Origin of the sequence: Pseudomonas rhodesiae (assembly GCF_007858255.1) — a bacterium.
In the GTDB taxonomy this organism is placed as follows: Bacteria; Pseudomonadota; Gammaproteobacteria; order Pseudomonadales; family Pseudomonadaceae; genus Aquipseudomonas; species Aquipseudomonas rhodesiae.
The window spans coordinates 1-19,120 of record NZ_VFEU01000007.1; the positions used below are offsets into that span (position 1 = coordinate 1).

The following is a 19,120-nucleotide window of genomic DNA, read 5'->3' on the forward strand; positions in this document are numbered from 1 at the left end:
TCGTAGCCATAGCGCAGGGTGCCCCAGCCCTGGTGTTCGGCGGTGAGGCGGTTTTGGCGGTCGTACTCGTAGGCCAACGCCCAGTGGCCGTCGTCGACGCTGAGGAGATTGCCCTGGCGGTCGTAGGTATATTCAACGACGCTGTCATCGGGCAGGATTTTTCGTACCAGGCGTCCGGCATGGTCGCGTTCGTAACGAGTGACGAGCTGACTGCCGTCGTCGCCGTATTCGGTCTTTTCCTGCAGGTGGCCGTTGAGGTCGTAAACGTAAGCGGTGCGCTGCCCATCAAACCCGACTTCCTGTTGGATCAGGCCGTTGGGGTGGTAGTCGAGCCGGTAGGTCTCGCCGACTTCGTTTTCAATTTCGGTGAGCAGTAATCGGGCGTTGTCATAGCGGTACTGGACCTGAGTTCCATCGGCATTCAGGCGGCGGCTGATCAGGTGCAGGCCGTCGGCGTAGTCGTAGCGGGTGACGTGGCCGAGTTCATCGCGTTCGGCGGTGATTTTTCCGTAGGGGTTGTAGCTGTATTCGCGGGTGGCACCGCCTGGCAGGGTCAGACGAGTCAGCCGACCCACAGCGTCCCACTGATACTGGGTCAGCGCGCCGTGTTCATCTTCGCGCGCCACCTCGCGGCCCAGGTCGTCGTAGCGATAGCGCCTGATGCCGCCATTGGGCAACTGCTCCTCAACCAGTTGCCCGCGCTCATTCCACACCAAGCGATGGCAGCTGTGATCCGGGTACCAGACCCCGGTCAGTTGCCCATGTTTGTTGTAGCTGTAGTCCGTGACATGCCCATCGGGATCGATGCTACGGGTGATATCGCCCTGGTCATTGCGCTCGTATTTCCAGACCGCTTGACCCCGGCGCACCACGCGTACGAAACCGTGGTCATGCTCGTAGGTAGTGGGCTCATCTTCCCCAGGAAACAACGCCACCAAGCGTCCGGCTTCGTCGTACTGATACGCCGTCACCGCCCCCAGCGGGTCTTGCTCGACTGTCAGCCGGCCTTTTTCGTCGTAGGATTTGAAGTGTTGCGCGCCATCCGGATCGATGCGTTGCACCAATCGCGCACGGTCGTCGTGGACATAGATTTCCTGGCTGCCATCGGCGTTGTGCACCGTGACCTGGCCGTCATCGCCCCACACATAGCGCGTGTCCATCTGCGAGAAGCTGGCCCAGTGCCGCACACAGCGCGCCGCCTTGCCGGAGCGTTCCCACGCCCAGAAGAAACTCGCCCCACCGGCCAGGCCGCGTTCCACAATGACGTGCTGCTCGTCGTAGCGGTAGACCTCGCTCTCGCCGACGGCATTGGTCGCTGAGACCAGTCGGCCCAGGTCGTCATAGGTGTAGGAAACGACGTTCTGCTCAGTAATCCACTCGTAAGGCTCATAACCCTTAGCGCGCTGAATCTGATAATCCACCGCGACAATGCGCCCAGCCCCATAGCGCAGAAACAACGAGCGACCCACCCCGTTATCCACCCGCTCGATACGCCCGAGCACATCGCGGAAAATTCGCAGGCGGTTGTCATACGCATCGCTGATCGCCGTCAGCACACCGTCGCGAAAGTGGTAGAACCGCGATGCCTGGGCCAGCACCAGCTCATCCGGCGAAGCGCCCAGATAGATCGCTGCTTCGGCCAGGCTATTGGTGATTGCCGGTCGCGCAACGGTGGGCATTGGAAACGAGATAGAGCGATTTTCATGGTCGGTCCAGACCACCGAATCGCCTGAAACCAGCAGCCGCTGCGCCAGCCCATGGCTCCAGCCAACCCCTAGCCCTACATCGACTTCCACCGCACTGGTGCGATACAGCCGCGTCCACTCGAACGGCAACACCCCATCCAGAACACCGTCAGTCAGGGTCAGCAATTCCTCCCCGGTAACCATCGACACCGGGCAGCCATTGGTGACGGTTTTATCCGCAGAAGCCGCCGCATCGCCGTTCGGGTTTTTCCCCGAAACAGGTGCGTCGTCTACAGGCTCCTGCCGCACCAACACCGTTCGCTGAGCCTTGCGACGAACCGCCGGCACCGCGTTCGTAACCACCTGCTCCCCAGCCTGCAACGGCGCAACCGGGACTGTCTTGATCGGCGTCGCCGCGCTGCCCAGCAGCAATGGCCTGGCCTCTGCGACATGGGGTTCCAGCCTGGGTCCCTTGAGGTGCTTGGCGAGCAACGCCAACAACGCTCGCGCCCGCGCGGATTTGATGCTGCTGAGCGTCTGAGCACCCAGGCGCAGTGCCACGCCCATGCCTGCTGTGGCCCAGATCAGCAGCAGATTGATCAGCACTTCCCCGGTCAGTTCGCCAACCAGTTCGTACATCTCGGGCGGCGGTAGCAGGCGCATCCAACTGACCATGGCTGCCAAGTAAATGAACAGCAGCGGCTCATCGCTGAGCACCAGCAAACCCTGGGCAATCGCGTCGCTGCCGAGTGCCAGCAGCGCATCGAGTTCGGCCTGGGAGATGTAGGCCAAGAGCTTTTCGCTGTGGGCCTTGAGGTCCGATAGCAGCTCATACAACTGCGTGACGTTGTCCCACAGGTTGTACAGCGCCTTGGCCAAACCACTTGAAAACGCCATGCCCTGCATGGCGCTGCGCTCAAGCGCGGTGGCGTGGGAAAAATCGTCCCAGCGGGGTTTGAAGGTCTTTGCCCATTCATCGCGCAGGTCCGTTTCCAGCCCCGCGATCACCGCCTGATAAGACGCATACAGCGCCTTGACGTGGTCCTGGGAAACGTTGGGATAAAAGGTGATCTGGTAGGCCTGGTCGCGGGTGCACTCCTTGAGTTCAAGAATGCCGCTGGGGCCGATGGTGTGATGCTGGGGCGCGCCCATCGTGCTGCCATCGGCGGCCAAGGCTTGAAGCATCACCGGCGTGTTGCCGATGGGGACGAAGCGGGTGCTTTCGAACAGGTGCACCAGGGTTAACGAGCCCTGGGCATCACACTGGGCAACAACCGCGTTGGGCTTTTTTGAAGAAACCGGTTCGACCAGCGCGACGTCATCGCCGACTTTAAAGACCTGCTCCACCTGCAGGGCCGAGCCACTCCAGAAACTCTCGGCCCAGTCGTCGAAGGTGTTGAGGCAGTCGCGAAAATCACGCAGGACGCCTTCGATGTCAGGCGCCTTGGGGTCCATGGGGGCCAGGACGAAGCTGGCGATGACCGGAATCAAGAGACAGCCCTGTCGAGCAGGGCCATAAAAGCGGAGTGCATCAGCGATCCCTCGCACTGAATGATCAGGCGAGAGACTTTGGAGGGATTATCAGAGCAAAGAAGTCGGCGTTATTCGCCGGCAGGGTGAGGACGTTTCGCCAAAAGCGCGGGCAAACCGTGGGGTTGCTGTAGGGATAGGATTACAGCTTGAACAGTCCTACAGCTTCAGTTGCCCAATCGCCTTGCTCAACTCCCCAGCCAAGGTGGCCAGGTCATTGCTGGTGGTGGCAGAGCCCACTGTCTGTTGCACGGTGTTTTCGGTTACGTCACGGATGCTGACCACCGCGCGGTTCATCTCTTCAGCAACGTGGCTCTGCTGCTCGGCCGCGACGGCGATCTGAGTGTTGCTCTCGCGCATCTGCGCCACGGCGTCGGTGATTTCGGCAAGGGCGCCAGCGGCGTCCTGGGCCTGTTGCACACAGTCGTCGGCCTTGAATGAGCTTTCCTGCATAAAGTCCACCGCATCGCGGGTGCCGGCCTGCAAGGCCGAAACCATGCGGGTGATTTCATCGGTGGAGCTTTGCACGCGTTTGGCCAGGTTGCGCACTTCGTCGGCGACCACGGCGAAACCGCGGCCCATTTCACCGGCGCGGGCGGCCTCGATGGCGGCGTTGAGGGCCAGCAGGTTGGTCTGTTCGGCGATGCTGTGGATCACGCTGACCACGCCGTTGATTTTCTGGCTGTCTTCGGCGAGTTTCTGGATCATTTCCGCGGTTTGCTGCACACCGGTAGACAGCCCGGCGATCGAGCGTTGCACACGGGTGACTACTTCGCGGCCGCTGCCGGCCAGGGTATCGGCGGTTTTGGACAGGTCGCGGGTAGCGCCGGCGTGCTGGGCAATGTGGTGCACGGTAGCGGTCATTTCATTGATCGCGGTGGCGGCCTGGTCGGTTTCGCTTTGCTGGCCGAGCATGCCGTGCTGCACATCGTTCATGCTGCTGGCCAGGCGCGCGGCACCTTCGTCGAGCAACCGGGCGGTGCTCGCGACAGTGTTGACCACCCGCTGGTAGCCGGCCTGCATGGCGTTGAACGCGCTGGCCATCTGGCCGACTTCATCTTTGCACGCCAATGGCACACGGGCCGACAGGTCGCCGGTTTTCTCCACATGCAGCATCACGTCCTTGAGGGTGTTGAGCTGGCTTAGCAGGAAGCGGATCAACAACTGCGAGGCGCACAGCATCGCCAGCATCAGGATCAACACCGCTGCGGCGTACTGGGTAAAGCGCTCGCTGAACACCTGGCTGAAGCTGGGGGCGTAGGCGAGTGCGGCGATTTGTTGGCCGTCCGCGCGGGCGACAACTTGCGCCCCCGCCAGAACATTCTCACCGAACAACGGCATAGGATTGAGTTCGACCCAGCCGCTGGCGCTGTTCAGGGCTGACAGATCCTGGTCGGCCAGTTGTGGGGCTTGGCCGCGCGGGAACGTCAGCCACATCTCGCCCTTGGGCAACGCCTTATCGGCCGGCCAGGCGCTGAGCAATTGCGCCTGGGCCTGCGCCGACGCGTAGGATTGCGCGGTGCGGGCCTGCTGTTCGAGGTGTACGGCGTACAGCACCAGCAGCAGGGTGGTGACAAAGGCGACCGCGTTAACGGCCCAGAATTTGTATTTCAGCGAGATATTGCTAAGCCAGGCACCCATGGAAGGTTTTCTCTGATAGCGAAAGCAGCATTGGCAAGGTGCCAGTATTGTGCCTTTATCATAAAAAACCCTTTTGACATGGGTCAATGCGCCGCATCAATCCAGATTGGGCAACCCAAAAAACCGACGGGCGCAGGCGGTGCTGTGTAAGGCCAGGTCCTCTACGCTTTCCTGGCGGTGCAGGGCGACTTCACGCAGCACTTCCACGAGATAGGCTGGTTCGTTGCGGCCATTTTTCGGTTTGGGGCGCAGCGTGCGTGGTAACAGATAAGGCGCGTCGCTCTCCAGCATCAGACGTCCTCGGGGGATTTCTCCGACGAGCGGGTGCAAATGGGTCCCACGGCGTTCGTCGCAGATCCAACCGGTAACGCCAATGTGCAAATCGAGGTCGAGATAGCTGAACAGTGCCTGCTGTTCGCCAGTGAAGCAATGCACCACGGCGGCGGTGAGGTGGTCGCGGTAGTCCTTGAGGATTTCCAACAGGCGCTGGTTAGCATCACGTTCATGTAGGAACACTGGCAGTTTCAGCTCTGCGGCCAGGGCCAGGTGAGCTTCCAGCACTTTTTCCTGTTGCGGGCGCGGGGAGAAATCCCGATTGAAATCCAACCCGCATTCGCCGACGGCACGCACCCGGGGCTCACTGAGCAAAGCACGCAGACGCTGAGCGCTGTCACCGTTCCAGTCACTGGCGGAGTGGGGGTGAATGCCCGCCGTGCTGAAGAGGCGTTGGCCGTTTTGATCGAGTTTTACGCACAGGTCCAGGGCCTGTTCGCTACCTTCGACACTGGTGCCGGTGAGCACTAATTGCTGCACGCCGGCGGCATAGGCGCGGTCGAGAACGGCCTGGTGTTTATCGTCGAAACTGGCATTGGTCAGGTTGACGCCGATATCAATGAGCTGCATGGTGCTATCTCCGCCTGCGGCCGGAAAGCATATCAGAGCTGTAGATTTATAAGAAAAACCAAGAACTACAACGGTTTATAGCTGTCTTTGAACGTTGCGACCGACATGGCTGATGGCTAAATGCCTTGTCCATGCTTGAGTTGCGCGCGAAGCCTGCGCTGAAAGCGCTCTGTTTCTGACTCCCAGCTCCTCGTTTTTCCGAGGGTGTTGACCAGTATTCTTTCCGGAGAGCGGATGATCCGACCCTCGGCGTTATTAATGTTATGCCTCACGCTGCTGCCGATGGCGGCGGTCGCGCGTCTGGACGGGCCACTGGAAGTGACCAAACCCAGCAAAGTCCGCGATCTGGCGGAGATTCGCTCAAGTCGCACCTTGCGCGTACTGGTCAACCAGAGCCGTAACAGTTCCGGCGAAGTGCAGGGGCAGGCCATTGGTGTCGAATACCATCGCCTGCGTGCGTTCGAGCAATACCTCAATGGCCATGCCCGCGATGGTCAGGAGATCAATCTCAAGATCATTCCCAAAGCCAAGGATCAGTTGCTCGCCGCGCTGGCCCGTGGTGAAGGCGATCTGGTGGCCCCCGGTGAACTGCTGGATATAAACACGGCCCACAAGATCGTCACCAGCGACCCGATTATCAGCGACGTGCCGCTATGGTTGGTGGGGGTCAAGGGTGAACGGCGGTTTACCAGGCTGGAGCAGTTGTCCGGTCGCACCCTGGCGCTGACCACTGGCAGTGCGGCGGCGGATGCTGTCAGCCAGGTCAATCAAAAACTGGCCCTGCACAAACAGCCACCGATCAAGGTGGAGTGGGTGGATCCAACGCTGGCCGTGGAGGATGTGTTGGAGATGGTCCAGGCAGGGATTTTCCATCTGACCATCGTTGAAAAACCCATAGCCGAGCGCTGGTCGAAGATCCTGCCCAAGTTGCGCTTCGATAAGCAGGTCGCGATCACGTCGCTCGGTGACGAGTTCTGGTTTGTGCGCCAGGATGCATCGATACTGCGCGCCAGTATCGACCGATTCCTCAAGACCTATCGCACCCCTGCGGACCGGGATGTGGCGTTCCAGCGCATCTACCGTCGTCTCTACCAGGTGCGCAATCCGCTGGCCCGCATCGATCGCCAGCGTCTGGAGAAACTGCGCCCGGTCCTGCAAAAGCACGCTGAGGAGCAAGGCATGGACTGGCTGAATTTGGCGGCGTTGGCGTTCAAAGAGTCGGCCCTTGACCCGAGCGCTCGAAACAGCGGCGGCCCCACCGGGCTGATGCAGATCACGCCATCGGCGGCACAGCGTGTGGGCGTCAACAATATCGAAACGCTCGACAGCAACGTGCAGGCCAGTGCGCGGTATCTGACGATGATTCGTCGCAAATTCTTCGCCAGCCCCAAGCTCAACGAGCGCGAGCGCATGGCGTTTGTGCTGGCAGCCTACAACATGGGGCCCGAGCGCGTTCAGGGCATGCGCACCGAGGCCAAGCGCCGCGGGCTCAACCCCAATCAGTGGTTTTTTCAGGTGGAGCGCATCGCCATGGAGCAAGTCGGGATGAGCGCAGTCGGCTATGTGAATAGTGTCAATAAGTACTATTTGGCATTCGACCGCGAACGAGAGTCTCTGGAGCCAGTGGCCACCAAAATCGCGTCACGAAAGTAATCGATTTTGTAGATATTAATCAGGCATTTTTTGCGCTTTTATCATCCTCTAAACTGATTAATATAGCGGCCAACCAACCTCTACTTCGAAAAGGATGTACGCCATGAGCCCACTTATCAAAAGCCTTCTGTCCACCCGCGCCGGTTATGGCCTGACGATTCTACGTATCGTCGTTGGCATCATCTTCGCCGCCCACGGTTCGCAAAAACTCTTTGGCTGGTTTGGTGGCTACGGTCTGGCGGGCACTGCCCAGTGGATGGAAAGCATTGGCCTGGCGCCGGGTACGCTGATGGCACTGCTGTCGGGCGGTACTGAGTTCTTCGCAGGCCTGGCGCTGATCATTGGTTTGCTGGTGCGTCCGGCGGCGCTGGGCTTGACCATCCTAACGCTGGTAGCGATCTTCTCGGTGCATATCCATAACGGTCTGTTCATGGCCAACAACGGTTATGAATTTGCCTTGGCCTTGCTGGGCGGCACACTGGCGGTGTTGCTGGAAGGTGCTGGCAAGCTCTCTGCCGACCGCGCCATCGCCAACTGACTGACTGGCAACGCTCTGAAAAGGCCCACGCATGCGTGGGCCTTTTCGTTGCCGGCGATTCTTGACATCGCCCCACCGGCTTCTCTAGGATGCCGTTCATGCGCCGATTTAAACAGCTAATTGCGGGGCGCCACTGGGACTCAATGCAGCCCGACAGAAGCGTGTTCTCCCTTGCGAGATACCTTCGAAATACCGCTAAAGCGCTGGTTCGGTGTTGCCTCTCACCTGCCCGCAGACTTTTGAGGCAGAGACACGACACGATGAATGCACTACGCCCTCTGATACGCCTGGCTCCGATCACTGCGGACCTCACGCAACGCAATCCGAAAATCCTTCTAGGTGGCAAGCACCAGCCGACATTATTGCGTTATCTGGACGGCTGGCCGCGTCGTACTGGGCGGCCCTCCGCTTTCCTGATTCAGTTCGTTGAAGACGGCGACTCCCTCGCTAGGTTTGCCAGTGACAGCTTCGATCTCGCGGTCATTCAGGCCCCCAGTGCCGATAACGCTGAAGAAGTCATCCGTCAATTGACTCGGATCGCCCGTCAGGGGTTGATTGCGCGGCGGTAAGTAGTCAGTAGAGCAGCGAGCGTGGCTGAGTGCGATGACGCTGTTGGCGTAACCACAGACCCCACGCTATCAGACATAGCGTCACGGGCACCGTAACGATCAACCCCAGCTTGATCATGAGTTCCAGGCGATGCACTGACTCGTATGCCTGGGTTTTCAGCGCGTGCAATTCCATGGGTAGACGCAGCCGCTCCTTGTTGAGGGCTTGCAGCTGGGTGTTAGGGTCCACCGCTTGGGTGCCGAGGCTGGTTGTGGGAGGGGTCAGCAGTTGCCACTCCTGCTCGGTTCGCTGAAGGCGTCGTTCCAATTCGGTCGCTTTCTCGCGGTAAGACTGTGCGGCCCTATCGCGCATCGTGTGCAACGCACTTGGCGCGGGGTTCGTCACCACCCGAGGGCGGAGGCTGGCGAGGGGTTCAAGCATGGACAAGTTATCCAGCGTATTCAAAATAAACATCATGTTGCCGCCAGGCGCCGTGCTGACCTCATCCATCAGTAAATCGGTGTCCGCCACCACCACCACATGGATGCGCTCGGCTTTTTGCAAACCGGGTGGTTGTCCCTTGATGCCATTGGGAAATGCCGAATAGGCCGGACCTTCGATACGTGCTGCAAGGGTATGACGTTGGGCGTGCTGAGACATTTCGTCGGTCAGTGCATCGAATTTGAGCGCCGAGGCGAATCGCTCGGTTTCCAGCAATGCAGACTGCCAGGAGCTTTGCAGGAGAGGGGTGAAGGTGGTGCGACTTTTCATACGCGGCGAAAGGGCACCGCTGCTCGATACCGTAACCGTATTGAGTTTCCAGCTACTGAAATCACTGGGGTTCATTGCCTCATGCGGCAGGTTCAATCTAGCCGGATGGCGCACGGCTGGTTTCCCGGGGCCGGTGACCACCGAGGAAGCATAGAGATGATCGATCAGCAGTTTGTCGGGGAATACTTGAATGCCCCATGCCGTGAGCATCTCGTCCAGGCGAGAGTTGGTGGGCAGGGCACCAGCGCCGTACTCGCTGATGGGGTCGATAAACATCAATAATCTGCCGCCCCTCAACGTAAATTGGTCTATCGCATACAGCGTGCGGTAAGACAGCGCGCGGGGTTGAACCACCATCAGTGTCTTGATGCTTGCAGGCACCTGTTCAAGGGTCGGCTCCAGATTGATCAGGTCGAAGTGGCGCTGCAGTTCCCCCATTAGACGCCCTGCGGATTCGCCCATGTCCAATCCGCTGAGCAGCCCGATTGTCCGGGGCTCTGGATGCTGCAGCTGGTAGATCAGGTGGTTGATTTCATATTCGAGCAATGGCTCACGGTCCAGGCTGAATGCTCCGATTCGTTGTGCGCCATGACCCGCGCGGTTGCCGATCAACCCCAGAAACCCAGTTTGGTCGTCGAGACCATATAATGCGGCTTTGTAGGCGTCTTCTGAAAAAGGCGCAGGCTCAATCAGGTGCAGGTTGATCATGCCTCTTGCGGCTTTTTCATATTCGCGGAGCAAGTCTTCGATACGCTTGCCGTAACGATTCAACGCATACGTTCGTTTGGGGTTGTTGTGTGCATTGAAATAATACAAGTCCAACGGCACCTCCAATGACACAAGTAAATCCTGCGTTGGTGGCGATAGGGTATGGATTTTGTGTTGCGTAAAGTCCCAGCGAAGCTCGGGAAGTTTGGCTGTCCAAACAAGGTTTAATGCAAGAAATAACAAAAAAATGACGACGAGTGTCATGCCGGTGCGCAGAGTGGAACGCATGCAGGGCTTTCCTTCTCAGCGGAGTTTGTAGTTGAGTGTGACAATCGTCGCAGTGAGAAAGGCAACGATCATGCTGACGAAATAAAGACTGTCATGAAGCGTAAACTTTCCATGGTCGATTGTGCTGAATCTCGACTGTGGATTAAGGGCGCTTAAACTGTCGATAATCCAAATAGGGGCTTGGCGCTCCAGAGCGTCTACCCATGAAGAAAGGGCAGTGGCTGCCAGTAATAAACCTATCGTCAATATAAAAATAACCACACGTTGACGTGCCAACGTACACACAAAGCAACCGACGGATAGGTAGCTTCCCGCCAATAACCAGCTCGCCGCGAATTGCGAGGCGATGAGGCCATTATCGGCGCTACCCAGGTAATTGGCGGCGACGACCAGAGGGAAGCTGAGGATCAATGCCGTGCCTGCCACGACCCAGGCGGCGATGAACTTGCCGATCACCCGTTCGGCGGCCGTGATGGGTAATGCGCTCATAAGGTCGGCAAAACCGGGATCGGCCTCATCTGACCAGAGTCGTATGGTCAACGCCGGTATCAGCAATAGATAGAGCCAGGGGTGCCACTGGAAAAACACCAGCAGGTCACCACTGTCCTGTTCCACCCAGCGGTGAAGATACAACCCCGCCATGGTGGACAGGGCTAGAAACAGCGCAATGCTGAGATAGGTCGCGGGCGAAGAGGCATAGTTGGCGAGTTGGCGCTTGAAAATAACCGGCAGCAGCTTCAATGGGACCTCTCCTGGCTCAGTTGCTGAACCACATCGTTCACGCGACCGGGCTCCAGGTTCAATGTGTTGATTTTCCAACGGCGGTTGGCAATGAGCGTGTGTATATGGGGATAGATGGCATGCCCAGGCATGGCCAGAACGGTGACCGTGCCAGGCGCGTGGCGATGTTCCTCAATGCCGGCGACGCCGGGTAATACCGCCAAGGCCAGTAAGTCCAAAGGGGTGTCGGCCGAGAGGGTGACGGCCTGGAAGTGACGGGAACTGCGTTGCAAATCGGGCAGGGGCGTGTCGGCTACCAAGCGACTATCAGCGATGAGCAATGCTCGCGTACAGAGTTCGGCCAACTCTTCACTGTTGCGAGAGGAGATGATGACCGTCATCTCCTGCACGAGCGAACGGATAAACGCCTTGAGTGATAGTGCCTGATCCGCCGCAAGTCCCGCAGTCGGCTCGTCCAATAGCAGCACTGCGGGCGAATGCAGGATGGCCTGGGCGACGGACACCCTACGTTTGGTGCATGCGCAGAGCGCGTCGAGGGGTGCATTGAGGGCTGGGTACAAATCCAGTCGTGTCACCGCTTGTTCCACCCGAGCGCGTTTTTCGGCTCCGTGGTAACCACGTATGGCGGCGATATAGTTGAGAAATGCTTTAACGGACATCGTCGGGTGACTGAGGTCCTTAAAACGTTGGTAGCCGATAACTTGCTTGGCTTTATGTGGATAGGTTTGCGCGTTGATGCCGTCGATGTGTATGTGCCCGCCGGTGGGTTGCGTCGAACCGGATAGCAGGTTCAAAAGCATGGTCTTAACATCAGGCCCCTCGCCAAATAATCCTAGGCACTCTTGCTGACGGGCGTTGAATGAAAAATCGCTGATGATATTTTTCTTGTTCAGGGTTTTTGTCAGATTGCTTATTTCGATCATTTTTTTACCGAATAAGTTTGGCGTGACGTAGGGCTAGGATTCAAAAAGGGTACGGTTAATACTCGTCCTTGGGAACGACGGTCCGCGTTAATAAGAAAAGTCCTACGTGCGTGCCAGGTGAGTCACTGAAACAATTGTTTTGTGTTTTAGATGCTTGTGTTGGTAGGTGTTTATTTGATGTTTATATAAACATCCGACTTTTTTAAATGAGGTCCGATTACTATGATGCTTCTACGTACCCTTGTTCTTGAGCGCAACGGTCAGGATGCTCCGGTCAACGGCGCGCTGCTCTGTGGGTTCGCGGTAGGGCAGATCGCCTCTAACTTCCTTGTGTATAGTCTGGATGAGGAAGTTGAACCTGGGAGCTCCAGGGTTTATATCGCGGCGCTGCGCAAGAAACTCGAACGGTATTTCCTCAGCGGTGTTGAATCCAAGGAAGACTTGCAAATAGCCATGCATGTGTTCAAGCAGATTCTTATGTTGGCTGCGGCGTCAGGTACGAAAGCGGCCGGGGTCACCGAAACCCAGGTGCCTTATCATTTTGTCGATCTGAGGGGGTGTAAATTGCCGCCCGCGCGGCCTGAAGACCATCATTCGGTGACCATCAAGAAGGCGCTGGTGATGAAGGTGATCACTTTAGGCATGAATGCCTCCACACTGCCGGCGATCGAAAGCACCTCATTGATCGTGCCCTCCATTCGCTTTTCCTCCCAAATGATCTCCCCGCCCAAAGCGGCAAGCTCATCCGAAGCGGATGCTCAATCGGTGCTTGAACATTCTGTTGAAGAACCTCGACCGCTGCCTGTCGAGCCTCCCGAAACAGTCGTTCAGGCTGAGGCGCCCATCGCCAACGCGAAAGAACCTGAGCCGTCGTCGCCGCCGCCTTCGAAACTGCCTGCGCCGATGGAGCAAAGCGCACTGTTTGAAGTGGACAGCACATTGTCCAGTCTGGCCCGGGTCGCCCATGAGTTGACTCAACAGAAGCTCGCCGCGGCTGAGCGAGAGACCGCGTTGGAGCAGTGGCAGAATCGATTGTTGCAGGAGCAGAACCAGATCGGCGAGCAGGTCAAGGATCTGGAGCAGCGCACATTTCAACTGCGTGATCAGTCGCAGGACATCCAACGCAAGACCGAGACGCTGGCCGCGTTGAAGTCGCAATTGTCGGGCCTGCGTCATACGCTGCGGGGCATGTTGCATGAATTGGATCAGGCGTTGGATAGCTAGGAGTGAACGGCCCTGGCTACTTTCTTCGGTTCATTTATCATCAAGCGCAGCCCGCCGACGCCAGGGCCACCCCCTGGTGCATCGGTGTTTATGGATATTGCCTGGGGATGCGAGCGTTTGAGTACCAAGCTGATCACCAAAGAAGGTCATGAGGCGCTGAAAAAAGAGCTGGATTACCTGTGGCGCGAGAAGCGCCCGGATACCACGCGCAAAGTGACATGGGCGGCGTCGCTGGGGGACCGCAGCGAAAACGCCGATTATCAGTACAACAAAAAACTGCTGCGTGAGATCGATCGCCGTGTGCGCTACCTGCGCAAGCGTCTTGAAGACATGCGCGTGGTGGAATACGCACCGGAGCAGGAAGGCAAGGTGTTCTTCGGTGCTTGGGTTGAGATTGAAAACGAGCAGGGCGAAACCAAGCGTTTTCGCATTGTCGGCTATGACGAAATTTATGAGCGGATGGATTACATCTCCATCGATTCGCCGATGGCCCGTGCTCTGTTGCGCAAGCAAGTCGACGATGAGGCCATCGTGCAGACGCCAACGGGCGAGGTGTGCTGGTGGATCACCGCGATCGAGTATGAGAAGTGAAAATAACAGGCCCGCCGAGCGGGCCTGAGTTGTCTCAGCCTTCGCGCAGCACCGTCAGCGGGCTGGCATTGAGTGCGCGGCGGGTGCCGAAGACGCCTGCGCCGCCAATCAACACGGCACCGATGACGGGCAGCAGCAACAGCCACGGATGAGGCTGCCAGACCAGGTCGAATGCATAGCGGTATAGCGCCCAGGTCACCAGTTCAGTGCCCAGTGCCGCCAACAGTCCGCTCGCGGCGCCCAGTAACCCGAATTCGATGCGCCTGGCTTTGACCAGTAACTTGCGTTCGGCTCCCAACGCGCGCAGCAGCGCACCCTGGCGGATGCGCTCATCCAGCGTCGCTTGCAGGCCGGAGAACAGCACGGCCATCCCGGCGGCCAATACAAACAACAGCACGTACTCCACGGCCAGCGTCACTTGCGCAAGGATGCTGCGCAATTGCTCCAGCAGCGCCTCCACCTGCAGGATGGTCACGGCCGGGAAGGCGCGGGCCAGGTCGACGATCTGCTGATCATGACCGGGGGGCAGGTAGAAGCTGGTCAGGTACGTGGTCGGCAGATTCTTCAATGTGCCAGGCTGGAAGATCATGAAGAAGTTGGGCTGGAAGTTATCCCAGTTGATGGTGCGCAGACTGGTGACCCGCGCTTCGCGATTTTCCCCACCTATCGTAAAGACCAAGTGGTCGTTGAGTTTGAGCTTGAGGCTTTCGGCCACCTTGGCCTCGACCGAGACGCCGGGAATACCATCGGAGGGTTGCTGGGACCACCAAGCGCCCGCCGTCAGGGCATTGCCCGGCGGCACGTCGGCGGCCCATGTCAGGCTGAGGTCGCGTTGCACGGCGCGGTCGCCACTGGAGTCCTTGCTGACGATCTCCTGCACCGGTTCGCCGTTGATGCTGATCAGCCGCCCCGGCACCACCGGGTACAGCGGTGCCGATTGCGCCTGGACTTCCAGCAGGCGTGCGCCGAAAGCATCTTTGTCGGCCGGCAGGATGTTCAAGGCAAAATAATTGGGTGCATCTTTGGGCAACTGGTTTTGCCAGGTGTCGAGCAACTCGCCGCGCAGCAGGGCGATCAAGCCCATGGACAGCAGGATCAGACCGAATGCCAGGGCCTGACCGGCTGCGGCCAGCGGGTGGCGCAGCAATTGGCCCAGGCCCAGGCGCCAGGGCAGAGTCGCACCGGCCAACAGCCGATGCAGACTTTGCAACAGCAGCAAGAGCAAGCCGCCGAGCACCAATGCGGCCACCACGCCACCTCCCAGCAAGGCGAAGGTGAGCACCAGGTCGAGGCTCAGACGCCACATGATCAGGCCCAAGGCGAACAGCGCAGCACCGTAGACCATCCAGGTACTGGACGGGATGGGCAGCAGATCGCGGCGCAATACCCGCAGCGGCGGGACGCGCCCTAGCGCGGCCAACGGCGGCAAGGCGAAGCCCGCGAGCGCGACCAGCCCGGTGCCGATTCCTGCCACGGCCGGCAACAGCCCGCCAGGTGGCACATCCGCCGGCAGCAGATCCCGCAGAAAATAAAACAGACCGAACTGCGCCAGCCAGCCGAGGAGAGCGCCAGCGAGACTGGCCAGCAGGCCCAGTACGCTCAATTGCAGACTGAACAACAACATGGCTTCGCGGCGCGACAATCCCAGGCAACGCAACAGCGCGCTGGCGTCAAAGCGTCGCGTGGCAAAGCGGTTGGCCGACAAGGCCACCGCCACCCCCGCCAATAGAACGGCCACCAGGCTGGCCATGTTCAGGTAGCGTTCGGCCTTGCCCAGGGCGCCGCCGATCTGCTGGTTGCCATCGCGGGAATCCTGCAAGCGCTGGTTGGCGGCGAGGCCGGGCTTGATCAGGTCACGATAGGTTTGCAGCGCCGTACCGCCCTGGGGCGCGCGCCACAGTTCGCGGTAGCTGACGCGGCTGCCGGGCTGTACCACGCCGGTGGCTTGCAGGTCGGCGAGGTTGATCATCACCCTGGGGGTGAGGCTGTAGAAATTGCCGGCGCGGTCCGGTTCATAGGTGAGCACCCGCGCCAGGCGCAGGGTTTTCATGCCCACGTCGATGCTGTCGCCGACTTTTAGGTCGAGGGCCGTCAGCAGCCGCGCTTCTACCCAGGCTTCGCCGGGTTTCGGGCCGCCGCCTGGGGTTTCCTCGGCAAAGGGCGCGGCGGCACTCTTGAGCGCGCCACGCAGCGGGTACTGCTCGTTGACCGCCTTGATGCTGGAGAGCTGGATACCATTGTCGGTGGCAATCACGCTGGAAAATTCCACCACCCGGGCATGATCCAGGCCCAGCTCGGTACCGGACTTGATTTGCTCAGGGCGGGCGGGCGAGCTGCCTTCCAGCACCAGATCGGCACCGAGGAACTCGGTGGCGCGCAGTAGCATGGCGCCGTTGAGGCGGGCGCCGAAGTAGCCGATGGCGGTGCTGGCGGCCACGGCGACCAGCAGGGCGAAGAACAGCACGCGCAATTCGCCGGCACGGGCATCGCGCAGTAATTGGCGCAGGGCAAGGCTGAACAGACGCAACAGCGGCAAACGTGCCATCAAGGCTCCAGGGGCGCGACCATCAGGCCGGCTTCAAGGCGGATCAAGCGTCGGCAACGGTGGGCCAGGCGCTCGTCGTGGGTGACCAGCACCAGGGTCGTGCCGCTCTCTTTATTGAGTTCGAACAGCAGATCGCTGATGCGCTCGCCGGTGTGGCTGTCGAGGTTGCCGGTAGGTTCATCGGCGAACAGCACGTCGGGCTCGGCGGCGAACGCTCGAGCAATCGCCACCCGTTGCTGTTCGCCACCGGACAACTGACGGGGAGAGTGGGTCAGGCGTTGCCCCAGGCCCACGCGCTCAAGCAAGTGCCTGGCGCGTTCGCGGGCGTCTTTGCGGCCGTCCAGTTCCAGCGGCAGCATGACGTTTTCCAGCGCATTGAGGCTGTCGAGCAATTGAAAGGATTGGAAGACGAAGCCCACATGCTCGGCGCGGATGCGCGCCCGTTGGTCTTCGTCCAGGCGGCTCAGGGCTTGCCCGGCGAGGGTGACTTCGCCGCCGCTGGGCAGGTCGAGGCCGGCCAGCAGGCCCAAGAGTGTGGATTTGCCGGAACCGGAACTGCCGACGATAGCCAGGCTGTCGCCCTTGTTCAGTTCCAGGCTCAGTTCGTGCAGGATAGTCAGTTCACCTTCCGCGCTGGGAACCACTTTGCTAAGGTTCCGCGCGGTGAGAATGCTTGCGCCCATGGAGAATCCGATGCGAATGTGGTTTTTGAGTGCTGGCCTGGCCTTGATGTGCATGGCCCAGAACGCAGCGGCGGGTACAGTCCTGATCGTTGGCGATAGTATCAGTGCCGGTTTCGGCCTGGATACCCGCAAAGGGTGGGTGGCGCTGCTGGAGCAACGGCTCAAGAACGAAGGGTTTGACGATACCGTGGTCAACGCTTCCATCAGTGGCGATACCAGTGCGGGAGGGCTTGCGCGGCTGCCGGCGGCGCTTGCAGCGCATAAGCCGGAGGTGGTGATCATTGAGCTGGGGGGCAACGACGGGCTGCGCGGTCAGCCGCCGGCGCAATTGCAACAAAATCTTGCTTCGATGATTCAGCAGTCTCGGGACAGTGGAGCGAAGGTGTTGCTGCTCGGCATGCAGATCCCACCCAATTATGGAAAACGCTATGTCGAAGCCTTTAATAAGGTGTTCGGCGATGTGGCGCAGGAAAAAAAGGTGCCGCTGGTGCCGTTTTTCCTGGAGGGCGTGGGAGGGCATCCCGAGCTGATGCAGGCCGACGGTCTGCACCCGGCGGTCGGTGCTCAGGACAAGTTGCTGGAAAATGTCTGGCCATCGCTCAAACCGCTGTTATGACGCTTTTCTACCGGCAGGCTTTCGGCTAAGGTGGCGCCCCCTTGATTTGGAGCCCTCGATGTCGCGTCCTGCCTGGTCCCTGTTTAACTACCAACTGATCGAGCCGGACGAGCAGCTGGATCTGTTCGCCTGCCAGGAAGTGCGGGTGCATCTGGTGACGCGTCAATTGGAACTGGGCGGCTCCATCGATCGCACGCTGTGCGGCACGTTATTGCCGGCGCAGCCGCGTTGGTCGCTGGTGGATCGGTCGATTTTCCAGGACCAGCGTTTGTGCCCTCTGTGCCGGGCTATCCTTGAGTCTCAGAAGCGCGGCACACCGCCGATCTGGCCGGAACTGCGCTTTGAACTCTAGAAGCAGCTGCAAGCGTCAAGCTATAAGCTGTAAGCTAGCAATTGGCTTTAACTTACCCGTCGTTCTGCGAAGGATTTTTCGGATGTTGTCGCGCCTTTCCGTCGTTACCTGCTGCCTGTCGCTTGCTGCCCTGTGTGCGGCCGGTTCGGCAGCGGCCCTGCAGTTGCCCTTGCCACCCCCGGGGGAAGACATCGTCGGCCAAGTCCAAGTGATCAAGGCCAAGTACGAAGACACCTTTGCCGATCTTGGCACTGCGTATGACCTGGGCTACTCGGAGATGGTCGCGGCCAACCCGGGCGTGGATGCCTGGTTGCCGGGCGCGGGCACCGAGATCGTGCTGCCGACGCGCTTCATCCTGCCGCCGGGGCCGCGCGAAGGCATTGTGATCAACCTCGCGGAATACCGGCTCTACTACTACCCCAAAGGCCAGAACGTGGTTTACACGTTCCCGTTGGGGATCGGTCGAGAAGGCTGGGGCTCCCCGATTGCCCACACCAGCATTATCGCCAAGACGCCCAACCCGACCTGGACACCGCCGGCCTCGATCAAGGCCGAGCACGCCGCCAATGGCGACCCGCTGCCCAACGTGGTGCCGGCAGGGCCGAACAATCCCTTGGGGCCGTTCAAGTTCACGCTGGGAACGCCGGGGTACCTGATCCACGGCTCCAACATGAAGTTCGGCATCGGCACGCGTACCAGCCATGGCTGCTTCCGCATGTTCAACAACAATGTGTTGGAGATGGCCGATATGGTGCCGGTCGGCACATCGGTGCGCATCATCAACGATGCCTATAAGTTCGGCAGCAGTGGCGGCAAGGTGTACCTGGAGGCGCATACGCCCCTGAACGATGACGGCACGCCATCGGTAGTGGACAAACATACGGCGGTGATCAACGCCTTGCTCAAGCGCGAAGACTTGGCCAATAACCTGCGGGTCAATTGGGATCAGGTGCGTGACGTGGTGGCGGCGGAAGACGGTCTGCCCACTGAAATCGGTGTGCCAGGCGCGGCGCCCATGGTATCCAGTACGCCGATCGATCTGCAGCAGTAAGCCTGCAACCTGCCAAGCCCGCCCCGGCCTCGTGCCGCGGCGGGTTTTTTATTGGCCGGGGTTACGGGTGAATCCCAGGCAATAAAAAGCCGATCCAAAAATGGATCGGCTTGATAACAACCCCGAGG

At 59.6% G+C, this 19,120-nt stretch carries 16 protein-coding genes; 8 read left to right on the forward strand and 8 right to left on the reverse strand.

Going from position 1 to position 19,120, the window contains the following annotated elements; genetic code table 11:
- From FIV35_RS12260 to FIV35_RS12270, 3 genes are all read right to left on the reverse strand, one after another.
- The coding region (locus tag FIV35_RS12260; RefSeq protein ID WP_146374983.1) for a DUF6531 domain-containing protein at positions 1–3,176 on the reverse strand (3,176 nt) is incomplete at its 3' end.
- 198 nt (positions 3,177–3,374) lie between these two features.
- Positions 3,375–4,856, reverse strand: a complete 1,482-nt coding sequence (locus FIV35_RS12265) for a methyl-accepting chemotaxis protein (RefSeq protein ID WP_034137494.1) — start codon at positions 4,854–4,856, stop codon at positions 3,375–3,377.
- A gap of 96 nt (positions 4,857–4,952) precedes the next feature.
- Positions 4,953–5,759 carry a TatD family hydrolase gene (locus FIV35_RS12270; protein ID WP_034096569.1) on the reverse strand — a complete coding sequence of 269 codons (807 nt, stop codon included), beginning with the start codon at positions 5,757–5,759 and terminating at the stop codon, positions 4,953–4,955.
- Between the two features lie 234 nt (positions 5,760–5,993).
- Here FIV35_RS12270 and FIV35_RS12275 point away from each other — a divergent pair, with 234 nt between their 5' ends.
- The 3 genes from FIV35_RS12275 (at position 5,994) to FIV35_RS12285 (ending at position 8,519) form a co-directional block, all read left to right on the forward strand.
- A complete protein-coding gene (locus FIV35_RS12275) occupies positions 5,994–7,412 on the forward strand; it encodes an MltF family protein (RefSeq protein WP_034137495.1) in 1,419 nt (472 codons plus the stop codon).
- A 103-nt stretch (positions 7,413–7,515) separates the two neighbouring features.
- Positions 7,516–7,950 carry a DoxX family protein gene (locus FIV35_RS12280; RefSeq protein ID WP_034096571.1) on the forward strand — a complete coding sequence of 145 codons (435 nt, stop codon included), beginning with the start codon at positions 7,516–7,518 and terminating at the stop codon, positions 7,948–7,950.
- Between the two features lie 260 nt (positions 7,951–8,210).
- Positions 8,211–8,519, forward strand: a complete 309-nt coding sequence (locus tag FIV35_RS12285; RefSeq protein ID WP_034096789.1) for a hypothetical protein — start codon at positions 8,211–8,213, stop codon at positions 8,517–8,519.
- 4 nt (positions 8,520–8,523) lie between these two features.
- Here FIV35_RS12285 and FIV35_RS12290 read toward each other — a convergent pair whose 3' ends face one another.
- Genes FIV35_RS12290 through FIV35_RS12300 form a run of 3 tightly spaced genes read right to left on the reverse strand, consistent with a single transcriptional unit; the run spans position 8,524 to position 11,930 of the window.
- Positions 8,524–10,266, reverse strand: coding sequence for a Gldg family protein (locus tag FIV35_RS12290; RefSeq protein ID WP_034137496.1), 1,743 nt, complete (start codon positions 10,264–10,266; stop codon positions 8,524–8,526).
- 15 nt (positions 10,267–10,281) lie between these two features.
- Positions 10,282–11,007, reverse strand: coding sequence for an ABC-2 transporter permease (locus FIV35_RS12295; RefSeq protein ID WP_034137497.1), 726 nt, complete (start codon positions 11,005–11,007; stop codon positions 10,282–10,284).
- Entirely contained in the window at positions 11,004–11,930 is a 927-nt protein-coding gene (locus tag FIV35_RS12300) for an ATP-binding cassette domain-containing protein (RefSeq protein ID WP_034137498.1), read from the reverse strand. Before FIV35_RS12300 ends, FIV35_RS12295 begins: the two co-directional genes overlap by 4 nt.
- A 222-nt stretch (positions 11,931–12,152) precedes the next feature.
- Between FIV35_RS12300 and FIV35_RS12305 the strand changes: the two genes are divergently transcribed.
- Together FIV35_RS12305 and greB are read left to right on the forward strand one after the other, a co-directional pair.
- Complete coding sequence (locus tag FIV35_RS12305) at positions 12,153–13,154, forward strand: hypothetical protein (RefSeq protein ID WP_034137499.1); 1,002 nt, start codon at positions 12,153–12,155, stop codon at positions 13,152–13,154.
- Between the two features lie 117 nt (positions 13,155–13,271).
- Positions 13,272–13,745 carry a transcription elongation factor GreB gene (greB, locus tag FIV35_RS12310; RefSeq protein WP_034096790.1) on the forward strand — a complete coding sequence of 158 codons (474 nt, stop codon included), beginning with the start codon at positions 13,272–13,274 and terminating at the stop codon, positions 13,743–13,745.
- Positions 13,746–13,779: 34 nt separating this feature from the next.
- Here greB and FIV35_RS12315 read toward each other — a convergent pair whose 3' ends face one another.
- Both FIV35_RS12315 and FIV35_RS12320 read right to left on the reverse strand, forming a co-directional pair.
- Positions 13,780–16,290, reverse strand: coding sequence for an ABC transporter permease (locus tag FIV35_RS12315; protein ID WP_034137500.1), 2,511 nt, complete (start codon positions 16,288–16,290; stop codon positions 13,780–13,782).
- Positions 16,290–16,973, reverse strand: coding sequence for an ABC transporter ATP-binding protein (locus tag FIV35_RS12320; RefSeq protein ID WP_034112578.1), 684 nt, complete (start codon positions 16,971–16,973; stop codon positions 16,290–16,292). Before FIV35_RS12320 ends, FIV35_RS12315 begins: the two co-directional genes overlap by 1 nt.
- Positions 16,974–16,983: 10 nt before the next feature.
- On the opposite strand from FIV35_RS12320, the gene FIV35_RS12325 reads away from it, so the two are divergent.
- The 3 genes from FIV35_RS12325 to FIV35_RS12335 all read left to right on the forward strand — a co-directional run bounded on the left by FIV35_RS12325 (position 16,984) and on the right by FIV35_RS12335 (position 18,992).
- Positions 16,984–17,589, forward strand: coding sequence for an arylesterase (locus FIV35_RS12325; RefSeq protein ID WP_034096578.1), 606 nt, complete (start codon positions 16,984–16,986; stop codon positions 17,587–17,589).
- Positions 17,590–17,647: 58 nt separating this feature from the next.
- Positions 17,648–17,941 (forward strand): hypothetical protein, encoded by a 294-nt coding sequence (locus tag FIV35_RS12330; protein ID WP_003172705.1) that lies wholly within the window; start codon positions 17,648–17,650, stop codon positions 17,939–17,941.
- A gap of 82 nt (positions 17,942–18,023) precedes the next feature.
- A complete protein-coding gene (locus tag FIV35_RS12335; RefSeq protein WP_034096579.1) occupies positions 18,024–18,992 on the forward strand; it encodes a L,D-transpeptidase family protein in 969 nt (322 codons plus the stop codon).
- Positions 18,993–19,120: the final 128 nt, after the last annotated feature.

Coding starts and splice junctions, on each gene's coding strand:
- FIV35_RS12265 (WP_034137494.1), bottom strand. CDS start 4,856: ATGGGTGCCTGGCTTAGCAATATCTCGCTGAAATACAAATTCTGGGCC.
- FIV35_RS12270 (WP_034096569.1), bottom strand. CDS start 5,759: ATGCAGCTCATTGATATCGGCGTCAACCTGACCAATGCCAGTTTCGAC.
- FIV35_RS12275 (WP_034137495.1), top strand. CDS start 5,994: ATGATCCGACCCTCGGCGTTATTAATGTTATGCCTCACGCTGCTGCCG.
- FIV35_RS12280 (WP_034096571.1), top strand. CDS start 7,516: ATGAGCCCACTTATCAAAAGCCTTCTGTCCACCCGCGCCGGTTATGGC.
- FIV35_RS12285 (WP_034096789.1), top strand. CDS start 8,211: ATGAATGCACTACGCCCTCTGATACGCCTGGCTCCGATCACTGCGGAC.
- FIV35_RS12290 (WP_034137496.1), bottom strand. CDS start 10,266: ATGCGTTCCACTCTGCGCACCGGCATGACACTCGTCGTCATTTTTTTG.
- FIV35_RS12300 (WP_034137498.1), bottom strand. CDS start 11,930: ATGATCGAAATAAGCAATCTGACAAAAACCCTGAACAAGAAAAATATC.
- FIV35_RS12305 (WP_034137499.1), top strand. CDS start 12,153: ATGATGCTTCTACGTACCCTTGTTCTTGAGCGCAACGGTCAGGATGCT.
- FIV35_RS12315 (WP_034137500.1), bottom strand. CDS start 16,290: ATGGCACGTTTGCCGCTGTTGCGTCTGTTCAGCCTTGCCCTGCGCCAA.
- FIV35_RS12320 (WP_034112578.1), bottom strand. CDS start 16,973: ATGGGCGCAAGCATTCTCACCGCGCGGAACCTTAGCAAAGTGGTTCCC.
- FIV35_RS12325 (WP_034096578.1), top strand. CDS start 16,984: ATGCGAATGTGGTTTTTGAGTGCTGGCCTGGCCTTGATGTGCATGGCC.
- FIV35_RS12330 (WP_003172705.1), top strand. CDS start 17,648: ATGTCGCGTCCTGCCTGGTCCCTGTTTAACTACCAACTGATCGAGCCG.
- FIV35_RS12335 (WP_034096579.1), top strand. CDS start 18,024: ATGTTGTCGCGCCTTTCCGTCGTTACCTGCTGCCTGTCGCTTGCTGCC.